We start from the raw sequence: 13,610 nt of genomic DNA, 5'->3' as shown, positions 1-13,610 counted from the left end.
CGTGACTTCTTCGACCCCCGCGGAACCTTCGACCCCCGCGGAACCTTCGACCCCTGCGGATCCTTCGGCCCCGGCGGCTCCTGTGACGGCCGGGGATCTGACGGCCCCCGCGAGCCCGATGAGCCGTATCACCAGTGAGACCACGCGCTATCACGAGACCGTTCACACGCCGACCGAGGTCGCGAACCCGGAGGCGTACCCGCCCCTGGTCGTCAAGAGCTACCCGGGCGCGCCGCGCCACCCGCTGCCCTGGCCGCCGGAGCGGTCCGCGCACCGGCTCGGCGGACTGCTCGCCGACCTCGGCGGGATCACCCGGTCGCAGTGGCTGACCCCGCTGGACATGCTGCCCTTCACCGACAGCTTCGAGGCCATCCCGGACGCCGATCCGCTGCAGTGGCTGGTGACCCGGCGTCCGACGCCGTCGGGCGGCGCCCGCTACAGCGCCGAGTGGTACGTGATCGCCGGCCCCGACTCCGAGGTGCCCACCGGCGTCCACTACTACGACCCGGCCCGGCACGACCTGGTGCGCCTGCGGGAGGGCGACCACCGCGGCTGGGTGGCGTCCCGGCCGGCCACCACGGTCCTCGTACAGACCAACGTGTTCTGGCGGCTGGCCGCCAAGTACGGCGAGATGCACTACCGCCTCGCCTGCCTGGAGGCCGGCATCCAGGTGGCACAGGCCCTCGTGGCCGCGGGCGGCGAGAACGCCACGGCCCGGCTGTGCTTCCCCGATGCCGACGTCAGCGACGTGCTGGGCCTCGACCCCAGGGAGGAGGGGGCGCACGCGGTCGTCGAACTGCTCCCGCCGGTACCGGCCGGGTACGGTGGCCCCTCGCTGGCCGCGTTCCCGCGCGCGTACGCCGCCCACGCGGCCGTCCTCGCGCAGAGCCGCCCCGACCCGGAACCGCTGCCGGCCACGCCCCCGGGAGAGGGCAAGCGGATCAGCCTGCCGCATGCGGCACCGGATCTGGCGGCCGGCACCCGGACGCGCCACGCGGCCATGCGCGGCTTCAACGGCGAGACCATGTCGATGGGCGCGCTGGCCACGATTCTCACCGCCTACGGGCAGCGGGCCCGCTGGGACCTGCCGGCGAACCTGGTCGACTTCTACTGCGTCGTCGCCGACGTGACCGGTGTCCCGGCCGGCGCCTACCGCTACCACCCCGACGCACACGAACTGGAGCTGGTGGGCGAGGGCGATCCCCGGCAGCGGCTGCGCGAGGCGGCGCTGGCCGCACTGACCCAGCAGGGAGCGCGCACGGCGAACGTGTGGCTGCTGCCGGTGGGCGACGCGGCAGCGGCCGAGGAGCGGTTCGGCACCCGCTGGTACCGGGTGCAGCAGGCGGCCGCCGGTGCCGCGCTGCACCGGGCCTGCCTCGCCGGCGCGGCCGTCGACGTGGCGAGCCGGATCCAGAACGACGTGCTCACGCATCTGCTGGATTCCTGGTTCGGCCTGACCGGACGCCGACGGAGCCTGCTGGTGGCGCAGTTCGGCACGGAACACCCCGGCGGCCTGCGCCCCGAGTTCCGGCTGACATGGTGAGGGAGAACCGCAGGTGAGCGACACGGTACTGGGTGACGGCCGGCTGGCCGACGCCATCGCCCGGCGGCCGCCGTCGATGCTGGTGGTGGCGCGTGACGGCTGGGACACCGGCGACTGGGCCGCGGCGCACGACCGGGGCGAGCCCTGGCTGCCGGTGTGGACCGAACTCGACCGGGTCGTGATCGGCCCGCTGGTGCGGCCCGGCGAGCGCGGCTGCGTCTGGTGCCTGCAGAAGTGGCGGTCCAGCGCGCCCGAACGCGACCCGTGGACCGACCGGTTGGGCTCGGACGAGAGGATCGCGGCCCGGCCGTCGGACTGGCTGTCCGGCCCCGCCGCCGAGACCGTGCGCGAGCTGGTGCACTCGGGCGTCGCCGAGGACCGGTGCTGGTACCTCGGCCTGCGCGACCTGTCCCTCACCCGGCACACGTTCCTGCCGGACCCGCTGTGCCCGGTCTGCGGCGCGCTGCCCGACGACACGGCCGACCGGGCCCGGATCGCCCCCCTGCCCCGGCCCAAGACCTCGGCGCGCGCCACCAGGATCGGCGAACTCTCCGAGCCGCGGCTGACCGAGCTGTACGTGGATGCCGAGACCGGTGTCGTCGCCCCGCCCAAGGGGCTGCGCGACTCGCTCCTCCCGCTGGCCGAGGCGGTTCTGGCCGAGTACGGCTACCGTGGCGAGGCCGGCTTCGGGCGGGCCCGGGACTTCACCTCGTGCCGGGCCACCGCGGTCGCCGAGGCCCTGGAACGGCTCGGCGGCCAGTGGCCCTGGGGCAAGCGGACGACCGTGCGCGGCAGTTACGCCGAACTCGCCGCCGACGCCCTCGACCCGCGCTCCCTCGGCCTGTTGCCCGCCGGGCGCTACGAGGAGCCGGACTGCCCCTACCAGCCGTTCACCGAGGACGCCGTGGTGTCCTGGGTGTGGGCGTACTCCTTCCGCGAGGCCCGGCCGGTGCTCGTCCCCGAGACGTACGCGTACTACCGGACCACCTGGCAGCCGGGGACCGGGGCCACGCCGGACAAGCCCTTCACCTTCGAGATCTCCAACGGCTGCGCGCTCGGCGGCTGCGTCGAGGAGGCGATCCTGCACGGGATCCTGGAGATCGTCGAACGCGACGCGTTCCTGATGACCTGGTACGCCAGGATGCCCGTCCCCGAGGTGGACCTCGCCCGGGCCCCCGACCCGCGCATCCGGCTCGTCGTCGAACGCATCGAGCGCACCGGCTACCGGCTGCGCGTCTTCGACATGACCCTGACCGAGGCCATCCCCGCGTTCTGGGTGCTGGCACAGGACACCACCGGCGACGACACCCGGCCGAAGGTCGTCTGCACCAGCGGATCGGCGCTGGACCCGGCCGCCGCCGTACTCACCGCACTCGGCGAACTGGCGCCCATCCTGGAGCAGGAGGCGCGCCGATACCCGGCCGAGGCCGAGCGGGCCCGGCGGATGGCCGCCGATCCCGAACTGGTGCGCGTCATGACCGACCACGCGCTGTGCAACGCCACCCCGGAGGCGTTCGAGCGCTTCTCCTTCCTGCTCTCCGGCGACCGCCGCATCGGCTGGGACCGGCTCGGCCGCCGGCCCTGGCCCGCCCACACCGACCTGCGGGACGACCTGACCGAGGCCGTCGACCGGATGCTCGCGGGCGGCATGGACGTCGTGGTCGTCGACCAGACCTCGCCGCTGCACGAGGCCGCCGGCCTGAGCTGCGTGAAGGTGATCGCGCCCGGCGCCCTGTCGATGACCTTCGGGCATCGCAACCGGCGGACCACCGGGCTGCCCCGGCTGCGCGACGTGCCCCACCGGCTCGGCCACGCGCCCCGGCCGCTGACCGACGCCGACCTCAACCCGCACCCCCACCCGTTCCCATGAGCGGCCACGCCACCACCTTCGGGGTACGCGTAGCCGCCCTGCCCGCCACCGTGCCGAGCCAACTCGTCGACCAGCGGCTGCGGCACGCGCTGCTCACGACGTCCCGTACGGCCGCCGAGCTGACGGCCGAAGCCGCCGCACTGTCCGACCGCTGCCACGACGTGATCGGCGCGCCGCACGCCACCGCGGCCAAGCCGAAGCTGGTCGCGCTGCGGCGGGCCGTGCACCAGTTGCGCGATCCGGCCCGGCTGCTCGCCGAACCGCCGGTCGCGGCGGCTCTCGGCAGCGAACTCGCCTCGGACGTGGGCGAGTTCGCGCGCAAGCTGGTCCGGTACCGGGCCGCGCGGGCGGAGTTGCCCGCGGTGCTGGCCGAAGCGGACCGGTCCGTCACCGCCCGGCTCCGCGAGATCGGCGCGGACCCCCGCTTCGACCAGGGCCTCGCCCACGCCAGCCCCACCCTGCGTGAGGTGCTGCGGCGCAAACCCGGCCGGCAGGAGCTGATCCGGCTGGCCGTCTACGTCACCCGCGCCGCCGTCAAGACCAGCCCGTTCAGCACATTCACCGCGAGCGGCCTCGGCCGGTTCGTCCCTCACGGCCCGGTCCTGCGGTGGACGGCGACCGAGCCGGCGCGGTCGGTCGTCGAGCTGGACCTGTCGGCTCTCGCTCCGCTGACCGCCCCGCTGACCGAGGCCAGGGTCCGGATCAACCCGAGCGCGCGCCTGGTGGCCGACACCGTCCAGTTCCTCGGCCCGGCACCGGCCGAGGAACTCCTCACGCTGCCCCTGACCCGGCCACTGCGGCACTGTCTGCGCGCCGCCGCCGCGCAGCCGACCCTCGCCGGGCTGACCGCCGGCATCCCCGCGCCGCCGGAGAAGGCCGCCGGATATCTGCGCTCGCTCGTGGCGAGCGGCCTGCTCCTGCTCCGGCCGGACCCCGACGTCGACGAGCACGGCCTCGACCCGCTGGGGCAGTTGACGGACCGGCTCCCCGAACTGGACGCGGTCCGCAAGGCGCTGCACGAGTACGCGGGCGCCGACGGCACCGAGCGGATCGCGCTCGGCACGGCGCTGCGCGAGCGGCTGCTCGGCCTCGGTGTCGGCGGCAAGCTACGCGACGTCGTCACCGAACAGTCCGTAGTCCCCGGCATCGTGTTCGAAGCGGGCCTGCCGTCCTGGCGGGAGCCCCTGGACGACCTCGCCGTCGCCTGCCGGCTGCTCGCCGTCTTCGACTGCACCCTGCCGTTCAGACTGGCCATCGCCGCGTTCGTCCGGGAACGCTTCGGCACCGGGACACCGGTGCCGTTCGACCGGTTCTACGCCGAACTCGTACGGGACGGCGACGAGGTCATGCGGCTGCACCCCGCCGCGGTCGCCTTCGACATGACCGGGTCGGCCGAAACGCTGGCCGCGAGCCCGGTCGCGGAGGTACGCCGACTCGTCGCCCTGATCGCCGACATCCGGCGCGCGCTGCCCGACCGGCAGCGGATCGAGCGGGTGCTCGACAAGGCGCCGTCCTGGGTGCGCCCGGCGGGCTCGGTCGCCGTGTACGCCCAGCACGACGGCGGACAGCTGATCGTCAACGCCGTGAACTCCGGTTTCGGCAGGGGCCGGGCGCAGGTGCGCCGGCTGCTGCGCCAGGTCATGGACGATCCGCTCCCGGTCGACACGGCCTATCCGGGCGCGCCCACGTCCCCGGAGCACCGGGGCGAGGCGGCATCGGCGCGGCACCCCGGCGCGCCGACCTACGCGGAGTTCCCCCAGACCCTCGCCACCTCGCTCAACCAGCGTGAGCTCGCCCTCCCCGACCGGCTCGACTACCCGCCGAGCGCCCGGCTGGCGGTCGGTGTGGACGACGACGGGCTGCCGGCCCTGTTCGACGACGGATCGGTCGTCCGGCCCGTCCACGGCGGCCTCTCCTACGAGCGGCAGCTGCCCCCCGTCATGGCGCTGCTGGTCGAGGGCTTCGGCGAGAACCCCATCCTGTTGCGCCCCGACCAGCCGCTGCAGCACGACGCCGGCGCCGGCACCGGGGCGGGCCGTGTGCTGCGCGCGCCCCGGCTGACCATCGGGCACGTGGTGCTCCGCCGGGCCACCTGGGTGGCCCAGGCCGGGACACTGCCGTGCCGCCCGGCCGGTCAGTCCGACGCGGACTTCCTGCTCGCGATGACGGCCTGGCTGGCCGAACACGGCATCCCGCCGCGGTTCTTCGTGTCCGTGCTGCGGCCACGCGCCATCGCGGCCGGTGCGCTCGCGGGCGACCGCACCCGCAAGCCGATGTACGTCGACATCGGCTCACCACCCCTCGTACGGGCCTTCGAGCGACTGGCCGGGGACCCGGCCGGCGCGGCGCTGTTCTACGAAGTCGCGCCCGAGCCGGAGACCGCGATCGTCGACCACCGGGGTGTGCCGAGAGTGACCGAGTACGTGATCGAGCTCGACTGCCGGGCACAGCACGACCGCCGGGGAGAGCCCGACTCTCAGGGAGAAGAGAAATGACGGAGCCCTCGTGGCGCAGCGTGAACGTCTTCCATCACGACAGCGACCGCACCGATCTGCTGCTCGACGCCGTACGCCCGTTCCTCACCACGGTGGCCCCCGCGGTGTCCAGGGCGTACTACCGGCCGCACTGGCGGCGCGGCCCGCACGTCCGCATCCCCGTCCAGGCGACTCCCGAGGCCTTCGACGACGTCGTCAGGCCGGCCGTCGCCGACGTGCTGGAGGAGTACCTCCGGGCGCATCCGTCCACCGTGACCCTCGACGAGCGGGCCGCGCACGCCGAGCACCTGCGCCTCGCCGAGCAGGAACGCGAACGCGGACCGCTGACTCCCTGGGCGCCCGACAACACCGTCGAGATCGAGGCGCACGACCAGCGGCTGCACGTGCTCGGCGGACCGGCCGCGGCGGACCTGCTCACCGGCTACTACGTCGACACCAACGACATCGTGTTCGAGATCCTCGACTGGGTCCGGGGCGGCGGCTCGAAGATGGCGCTCGCGGTCGACCTGTTCATCGGGGCGGCGCACCGGTTCCTGCCACCGGTCACCTACGGTTACCTGTCCTTCCGCGGCCACGCCGACGCGTTCCTCGCGAAGACGCCCGACGGCCTGCGCGCACGGTTCGACCGCGTCTACGAGAGTCACGCGGACCGCTTCCGGCGGAGGGTCGTCGAGATCACCACGGCCGACGACCACCACGACGTGATCCGCTTCGCCGGCCTCCTCGACACTCTGCTCGGCTACCGCAACCAGGCCAACGAGCTGATCACGTCCGGTGAGCTGACGCTCAACACGGACGAGAACGGCGACCCGGAGGAGTGGGGGTCGACCTGGAGCGCATGGTCGGACCGCAGCCCGTTCCACCGGGTGCTCGGCGGCCACCGGGCGGCGGCCGACCAGCTCGGCGACTGGAACACCTTCCAGCAGTACCGCATCGTCCTCAACTGGCTCTACCTCAACATGTACCGGCTCGGCATCGGTGAGCTGGAACGCAACCTCGTCTGCCATGTGGTCTCCCGGGCCGTCGAGGACGTGCACGGAGTGCGCGCGATGGACCGGATCCAGGACCTGATCGGCTTCGTCGACAACGGCGGTCGCCTGTAGAAGGGAGAGAACGCATGAGTGACGCCGTCACCGTCAGCGAACTCGTCAAGCGCTACCACCCGCACGCACCGGCCGCCGTGGACGGTCTGAGCTTCGCGGTCGAACAGGGCGAGGTCTTCGGCCTGCTCGGCCCGAACGGGGCGGGGAAGTCCACCACCGTCGGTGTGCTGACCACCCGGATGCTGCCGACCTCGGGCCGCTGTCTCCTCTTCGGGACCGATGTGGTGGCCCGCCCGGCCCGGGCGAAGCGGCTGCTGGCGGTCGTACCGCAGCGCCAGAACCTGGACCGTTCCCTCGACGTACGCCAGAACCTGCTCTTCCACGCCCGCTACCACGGCATCGGCCGGGACGAACGGACCGCCCGCGCCGCCGAGTTGCTCGACCTGATGGGGCTCACCGACCAGGCCGGCCAGCGTGTCGAGCGGCTCTCCGGCGGACAGGCGCAGCGGGTGATCATCGCGCGGGCGCTGATGCACGCGCCCAAGGTGCTGTTCCTGGACGAGCCCTCGACCGGCCTCGACCCCCAGTCGCGGCTCTTCCTCCACGAGCGCATCCGCGAACTGCGCGAGCGCGGGGTCACCGTCGTCCTCACCACCCACGACATGGAGGAGGCCGAGAACCTCGCCGACCGCGTCGGCATCGTCGACCACGGCAGGCTCCTCGCGCTGGACACACCGGGCGCGCTGACCGACGCGCTTCCGGGCGGCACCACGATCACCGCGCAGGTGCGCGGCACGGACGGCACCGCCGCCGAAAAGATCGTCACCGCGCTGACGGAGCTGCCGGGAGCCGGCGACGTCGAACACGACCCGGCGCCGCGCGGCACCGGGGCCGACGGCGGACCCGGTGCTGGCCCCGGTCAGTGCTTCCGGGTGCGCACCGACAAGGACCCCTCGGCCCTGTTGCCGGATGTGCTGCGCACCCTCCTGGACCAAGGGGCGGAGCCGGTCGGCCTGTCGATGGCCCGGCCCACCCTCCAGGACGTCTTCATCAGCCTGACCGGAAGGGAACTGCGGTGACCACCCCGACGACCACCCTGACCGAACCAGCCGGTCCGCAGCCAAGCCCCGACAGCGCCGTCCCGGGACGGTGGCAGTACGTCGGTCCCGTCACGCGGACCTTCCTCGCGGTGCTGTGGCGCGATGTGTTCACCACGGCCCGCCGGCCGGCCTCGTTCCTCGTGCAGGTGATCGTCCAGCCACTGCTGCTGTTCTTCGTCTTCGGCAAGGTGCTCGGCGAGGCCGGCTACACCCACGGAGACTTCGGCGCGACGCTGCTGCCCGGCGTCATGGCGTTCAACGCGCTGCTCGTCTCCCTGCAGAACACCGCGATGCCGCTGATCATGGACTTCTCGTGGTCCGGGGAGATCGAGGACCGGTTGCTCGCCCCGCTGCCGGGTCCCCTCGTCGCCGTCGCGAAGATGGTGTTCGGCACGCTGTGCGGCCTGTTCGCCGGCCTGGTCATGGCGCCGATGGGATTCCTCGTGCTCGGCACCACGGGCTGGCCGCTCACCGCCTGGCCGAGCGTGCTGCTCATCCTGCTGCTCGGCTCGGCGACGGGCGCCGGCATCGGACTGGCGCTCGGCACGGTCGTCCCGCCCGAACGGATCAGCGTGACGTTCTCCCTGGTCCTGGCCCCGCTGACGTTCACCGGCTCCGTCCAGTACCCGTGGTCGTCCCTCGGCCACCTCAAGTGGTTCCAGGTGATCTCCGCGGTCAATCCGCTGACCTACGTCAGTGAGGGCCTGCGCGCCGCGACCCTGCCCGGGCTCCACACGATTCCCCTGTGGACGGACACCCTGGTGCTGCTGCTCGCCCTGGCGCTCGCCGCGGCGTGCGGCATCACGGGCTTCATGGCACGGGCGCTGGGCCGGCGGTAGCGCGATGTCGGCCAGGGCCCGGCCGGTCGCGATGCCCGGCCCGCCGGGAGCGCAGACCGGGCACCGGGCCCGAACAGCCCCTGACCTCGAACCATGTGTGCGTCAGGCGCCCGCCAGCACCCCCCGTTCGTACGCGGCGACGAGGTCCAGTCGGGAACGGCAGCCCGTTTTCGCGAACAACCTGGTGAGATGGCGCTCCACGCTCTTCTCGCTGAACCGGATGACGGCGGCGATCTGCCTGTTGGTCATGCCCTGCCGGATCAGCTGGATGATGCGTGTCTCGACCTCCGTGCTGGAGCGCGAACCCGTGGTGCGCCGGGGCAGGGTCACGCCGCGTGTACGGGCGAGCGACTTGATGTACGTCCGCAGCCGGGTGTCGCCGAGCTGCTCGGCGATCTCGTCGGCCGCGCTGAGCCAGGGGCGTGGCTCGTCCGACGTGCGCGCGGCGACCAGGCACGCGGTCGCGAACTCGGTCCGGTAGCCCCCCGCCCTCAGCGCGGTGGCGGCCGCCCGGGCGGCCGGGAACGAGTTCTGCGCCATCGCGGTCACCAGTAGGTCGGTGACGCTGGGCTCGCGTTCGGCGGAGTGGGCGCAGCACGCCTTGGCCGCCTCCTGGACCTCCGCCAGGTCCTCGCCGGCGCCGCAGCTCGAGGCCACGAACGCCTGCCGGGTGATCAGCAGGTGCAGGCCCGTCGTGTCACCGGCCTTTGCCTCTCGCACGGCGGCCGCGCAGGCGCGCTGGCCGAACGCGAGCGTCGCGTCGGCCTGGCCCCTGCGGTCCAGCAGGCCCATCTCGACCCTGCTGCGGAGCGTGGGGAACGCGCTGCGCCCGTCGGGTTCGCCCAACCAGCCCTCGGCGAGTTCACGTTCGTCCCTGCACATGCACATCTCCGCGGCGAGCAGCCGCGCCAGTTCGTGGACGGGGGTCGCCGCCGGGTAGGTCGCCGTCAGCGTGCGGGTGCCGGACAGCGCGTCGTCCCACTGCCCGCGCCGGTAGTCGTCGACGATCCGGCGGCACAGTGCGAGGGGGCCGTGCCGGGGCGCGCCGTAGGCCGGTCCGAGGATCGACTCGAACATGCCGATCGGGTCGAACCAGCCGTCGCCCGGCAGCGCTTGCCGGGTCGCCGGCGGATCGTACGTGGTGCCCAGGGGGGCCAGGGCGGCCGCCAGGTCCGAGGTGCGGAACGGCTCGTTCGTGCCGAACCAACGGCCGACGATGAGGGCCGCCGCTCCGGCGGCCCGGGGCGGCCCGGTCGGCGCGTCACCGATGCCCGCGGTTGACGGGATGCCGGTGTGCAGGGCGGCCAGACAGGCCGCGGCGGCCAGTTCGCGGGAGGCGCGGGCAACTGTCGGGCCGGCGGCGGTCTCGCCGTGCGCAGCTCTCGCCTCCGCGACCACCTCGCCCAGCCAGTCGTACCGGCCGATCCGTATCAACTCCCGTATCAGGGCGTCGAGCAGGCGTGCGTGGTCGGTGGGTGCGCAGTGCGCGAGTGCGGCTCGGCGCCACCGCGCGGCGAGCGTCGGGTTCACCGTCCGGACCCGGCGGGCCGCGCGTTCCAGCAGCGCCGCCGCGCCGAAGCCTCCGGCCTCCATGCCGACAACGTTGCCGATGTCCGTGGTGCCGTCGACGGCACCCGCGGCCAGGTGGTCGGCGAGGGGGAGCAGGGCATGGGCGGGGCCCCTGCCGAGGGCCACGAGGTGGCGGGCGAAGGCCAGGTGCAGGGCGCGCAGTCCGTCCCTGCCGACCGCGTCGACCGCTGCCGCGCCGAGGGCGGGGGAGGCGAGGGTGAGGACGCCGTCAGGGGTGCAGCGCAGGGCGCCGAGGTCGGTGAGCTCGTCGATCGCGCGCCCGCACTCGCCCGGCTCACCGTCGACAGCGTGGGCGAAGACGACCACGTCGTCCATGCCGAACCACTCGGAGTCCGCGATCAGCGCGAGCAGTCGCAGGCCGAACGTACGGGTCCGCCCGATCAGCCGGACGAGCCAGTGGCCGGCCGGGAGTGCGATCGGGGCGTCCGGATCGGCCAGGCACAGGGCGCCGCCGACGGGGGTCAGCCGGCCCTGGCCGATGAGCAGGTCGCACAGGGCCAGTACCGCGCCGGGATTCCCGGCCAGGGATCCGAGCGCCGCTTGGATCGCCGGCGTGACGGCCGGGTCGGGTTGCTGCCGGGTCGCGGCGGCGATGAGTTCACCGACGGACCGGTCGCCGAGTGGGCCGAGCTCGACGACATGACCGGCGACGTCGCCGAAGGCGGTCAGTTCGAGCGCCACGGCCTCGTCGTCGCACGCGACGACCACCGTGCATCCGGCCCGCAGCGCGGCGCAGGCCGTGGTGATGACCGTGGCCGGGTCCGCGTCGACGTCGTCGAGCAGCACGACCGCCGCGGCCGCGTCGTGAAAGATGTCGAACAGCCGCTGGAACTGGTGGAACAGCCGGCCGCGTGCGGCGGGCGAATCGTAGGACGCGGGTGTGCACAGCTGGTTGACCGTGGCCAGCGCGGTCGCGAGCCGGGAACCGCCGAGGTCGGTGAAGCCCGCGCGAAGCGCCCTCAGGACGGCCTGCACACCGAACAGATCCCAGCTTTCGTCGGACGACGCCGGCGAGGACGAGGTGAGTTCGACGGTGATGGTCCTGATGTCGCGGTCCCGGCATTCGGAGGCCACCTCGTCGAGCAGCGCGGTCTTGCCCGCGCCCCGCGGTCCGCGTACGACGACCGGTACGGGTTTGCCCAAGTGTCCGCTGATGGCCGCCAGTTCCTCGTGTCTGCCGATCAGTCCGCCGCGCTCCCGGGACAACGTTCCTCCTCATCGCGAGAACAACTCCACCGAACCTTCACGGTTTCCGGTCCCCCTCCACATGAGGGGAGGACCGGGCGCCCCGTTGCGTCGAGCGCGTGGCCGTACGGCAAAAATCTGTCAATGAGTAGGGCACGGTGCCTAGGGGGCGGCGGCCGGTCGGCGCAGGTGCTGACATTTGTCATCTCGGGCCCATGACGGGACATCACTAGCGGTCGACGGTCCCCGGACGGGAGTCTGGTGACCATGGGAACCACACAGGCGGTGCTGACGGCCGAAGGGCTGCGGTACCGGTACGGGGAGACGGTCGCACTGGACGGCGTGGACCTGCGGGTCGACCCGGGCGAGTGTGTCGCGCTGCTCGGGCCGAACGGCGCCGGCAAGTCGACGCTGGTGGCGCTCACGGTCGGGCTGCTCGTGCCGCAGCACGGGAGCGTACGGATCCTCGGCGGAGATCCGCGGCGCGCGTCGACCCGCCGGCGGCTGGGCGTGGCCCAGCAGACGCTCGGGTTCCCCAACACCCTGACCGTCGGCGAGTTGGTGACGGGTGCGGCCGTGCGCGGTGGGCGGCGGGCGGCCGCCGCCGGTCCGATCCTGGTGGAGCTCGGGCTGACCGAGCTTGCGCCCCGGCGGGTGTCGAAGCTCTCCGGCGGCCAGAAGCAGCGTGTGCAGCTGGCGATGGCGCTGGTCACCGAGCCGGCCCTGCTGATACTCGACGAACCCACCGTCGGCCTCGACACGGTGGCCCGACGGCACTTCTGGAAGATCCTGGCGGGCCGCCGCGCACAGGGCACCGCCGTCCTCGTGACCACGCACCTGATCGAGGAGTCGGCCGCCGTCGCCGACCGCGTGGTGGTGCTCGACCGCGGACGGGTACTGGCGGACGCGCCCCCGCAGGAGCTGGTGTCACGGTTGCCGGACCGCACGGTGACCGCCCGGACCGGCATGGGCCGGGCCGAACTGGAGCGGCTGCCGGACGTGTTGTCGGTCAAGCACGAGCACGGCCTGGTGGAGATCCAGACGCGTTCGCCCGAGGACCTGCTGCGCGTGCTGCTCGACCGGGACCCGGCACTGTCCGAGCTGCGGGTGCAGGACGCGGGCCTGGAGGAGGCCGTGGTCGCGCTGACCGCCGAAGAGGAGATGGCCGCGTGAGCGGGATGATGCGACGGGTCTTCGGGGTCGAGCTGCGCGACGAACTACGGGCGATCGTGCGAGAACCGACCTCGCTGTTCTTCGGCATCCTCATGCCGGTCGGCCTCTTCGTGCTGTTCAACCTGCTGTACGGGAAGGACACCACGCAGGGTCTTTCGGCCGGTACGGCGATGGTGGCGACGTTCGGCACCTACGGAGTGATCACGGTGGCCGCGATGCAGCCGGGCATCGGGGTGGCGCAGGACCGGGACATCGGCTGGCTGCGCATGAAGCGGGTGTCCGCGGTGCCGATCGGCATCAGCCTCGTCGCGAAGGCCACGGCCGCGCTCCTGTACGGGGTGGGCGTGCTGCTGCTCATGGGGGTGGGGGCCGCCGCGTTCGGCACCCTGCATGCCTCGGTGGGGGCGCTGCTGCGGGTCGCGCTGGTGCTGCTGCTGGGCAGCGTCCCGTTCACGCTGCTCAGCGTGGCGGTCGGGTTCCGGTTCCGTACGAGTGCGGCGATCGCGCTCCTCAACGCGGTGCTGTTCCCCCTGGCGATGCTGTCCGGGCTGTGGGTCCCGATCCAGTTCCTGCCCTCGGTCGTACGGGAGATCGCGAAGTTCCTGCCCACCTATCACCTGGCCCAGCTCGGACTCGCGCAGCTGGGCCACGGCACCACCATGATCCATGTCCTCGCCCTGCTGATCACCACGGTCGTGGCGGCGGGGGTCGCCGCGCTGTCCTATCGCCACGCTCGGATATGAGCGCGGCCGCGGACATGGGTACCGTCGCG

The 13,610-nt window shown here is 73.1% G+C and carries 9 protein-coding genes; 8 read left to right on the top strand and 1 reads right to left on the bottom strand.

Features of this window, described 5'->3' with window-relative positions:
• Positions 1-118 precede the first annotated feature (118 nt).
• The 6 genes from ACIRPX_RS28940 to ACIRPX_RS28915 are packed head-to-tail and all read left to right on the top strand — an operon-like array spanning position 119 to position 8,890.
• Positions 119-1,543 (top strand): nitroreductase family protein, encoded by a 1,425-nt coding sequence (locus tag ACIRPX_RS28940; RefSeq protein WP_404200646.1) that lies wholly within the window; start codon positions 119-121, stop codon positions 1,541-1,543.
• A gap of 13 nt (positions 1,544-1,556) precedes the next feature.
• Entirely contained in the window at positions 1,557-3,413 is a 1,857-nt protein-coding gene (locus tag ACIRPX_RS28935; protein ID WP_404200644.1) for a TOMM precursor leader peptide-binding protein, read from the top strand.
• On the top strand, positions 3,410-5,908 hold the full coding sequence (locus ACIRPX_RS28930; protein WP_404200642.1) for a lantibiotic dehydratase: 2,499 nt from the start codon (positions 3,410-3,412) through the stop codon (positions 5,906-5,908). Before ACIRPX_RS28935 ends, ACIRPX_RS28930 begins: the two co-directional genes overlap by 4 nt.
• Entirely contained in the window at positions 5,905-7,011 is a 1,107-nt protein-coding gene (locus ACIRPX_RS28925; protein WP_404200640.1) for a thiopeptide maturation pyridine synthase, read from the top strand. Before ACIRPX_RS28930 ends, ACIRPX_RS28925 begins: the two co-directional genes overlap by 4 nt.
• A gap of 14 nt (positions 7,012-7,025) precedes the next feature.
• Entirely contained in the window at positions 7,026-8,030 is a 1,005-nt protein-coding gene (locus ACIRPX_RS28920; protein ID WP_404200638.1) for an ABC transporter ATP-binding protein, read from the top strand.
• The gene (locus ACIRPX_RS28915; protein WP_404200636.1) at positions 8,027-8,890 is read left to right on the top strand and encodes an ABC transporter permease; all 864 of its coding nucleotides are present in this window, start codon (positions 8,027-8,029) and stop codon (positions 8,888-8,890) included. Before ACIRPX_RS28920 ends, ACIRPX_RS28915 begins: the two co-directional genes overlap by 4 nt.
• A 102-nt stretch (positions 8,891-8,992) precedes the next feature.
• Here the strand turns inward: ACIRPX_RS28915 and ACIRPX_RS28910 are convergent, their stop codons facing one another.
• The gene (locus tag ACIRPX_RS28910; RefSeq protein ID WP_404200634.1) at positions 8,993-11,686 is read right to left on the bottom strand and encodes an AAA family ATPase; all 2,694 of its coding nucleotides are present in this window, start codon (positions 11,684-11,686) and stop codon (positions 8,993-8,995) included.
• Between the two features lie 246 nt (positions 11,687-11,932).
• On the opposite strand from ACIRPX_RS28910, the gene ACIRPX_RS28905 reads away from it, so the two are divergent.
• Together ACIRPX_RS28905 and ACIRPX_RS28900 are read left to right on the top strand one after the other, a co-directional pair.
• On the top strand, positions 11,933-12,838 hold the full coding sequence (locus ACIRPX_RS28905; RefSeq protein WP_404200632.1) for an ABC transporter ATP-binding protein: 906 nt from the start codon (positions 11,933-11,935) through the stop codon (positions 12,836-12,838).
• A gap of 5 nt (positions 12,839-12,843) precedes the next feature.
• Entirely contained in the window at positions 12,844-13,581 is a 738-nt protein-coding gene (locus ACIRPX_RS28900) for an ABC transporter permease (protein WP_404200738.1), read from the top strand.
• Positions 13,582-13,610: the final 29 nt, after the last annotated feature.

The sequence above is a fragment of the Streptomyces sp. NPDC101225 genome (assembly GCF_044767585.1).
GTDB lineage: Bacteria > Actinomycetota > Actinomycetes > Streptomycetales > Streptomycetaceae > Streptomyces.
The sequence above is the reverse complement of the archived record's forward strand: the minus strand, read 5'-3'. Positions and strand labels throughout refer to the sequence as shown.

Coding starts and splice junctions, on each gene's coding strand:
- ACIRPX_RS28940 (WP_404200646.1), top strand. CDS start 119: ATGAGCCGTATCACCAGTGAGACCACGCGCTATCACGAGACCGTTCAC.
- ACIRPX_RS28930 (WP_404200642.1), top strand. CDS start 3,410: ATGAGCGGCCACGCCACCACCTTCGGGGTACGCGTAGCCGCCCTGCCC.
- ACIRPX_RS28925 (WP_404200640.1), top strand. CDS start 5,905: ATGACGGAGCCCTCGTGGCGCAGCGTGAACGTCTTCCATCACGACAGC.
- ACIRPX_RS28920 (WP_404200638.1), top strand. CDS start 7,026: ATGAGTGACGCCGTCACCGTCAGCGAACTCGTCAAGCGCTACCACCCG.
- ACIRPX_RS28905 (WP_404200632.1), top strand. CDS start 11,933: ATGGGAACCACACAGGCGGTGCTGACGGCCGAAGGGCTGCGGTACCGG.
- ACIRPX_RS28900 (WP_404200738.1), top strand. CDS start 12,844: ATGATGCGACGGGTCTTCGGGGTCGAGCTGCGCGACGAACTACGGGCG.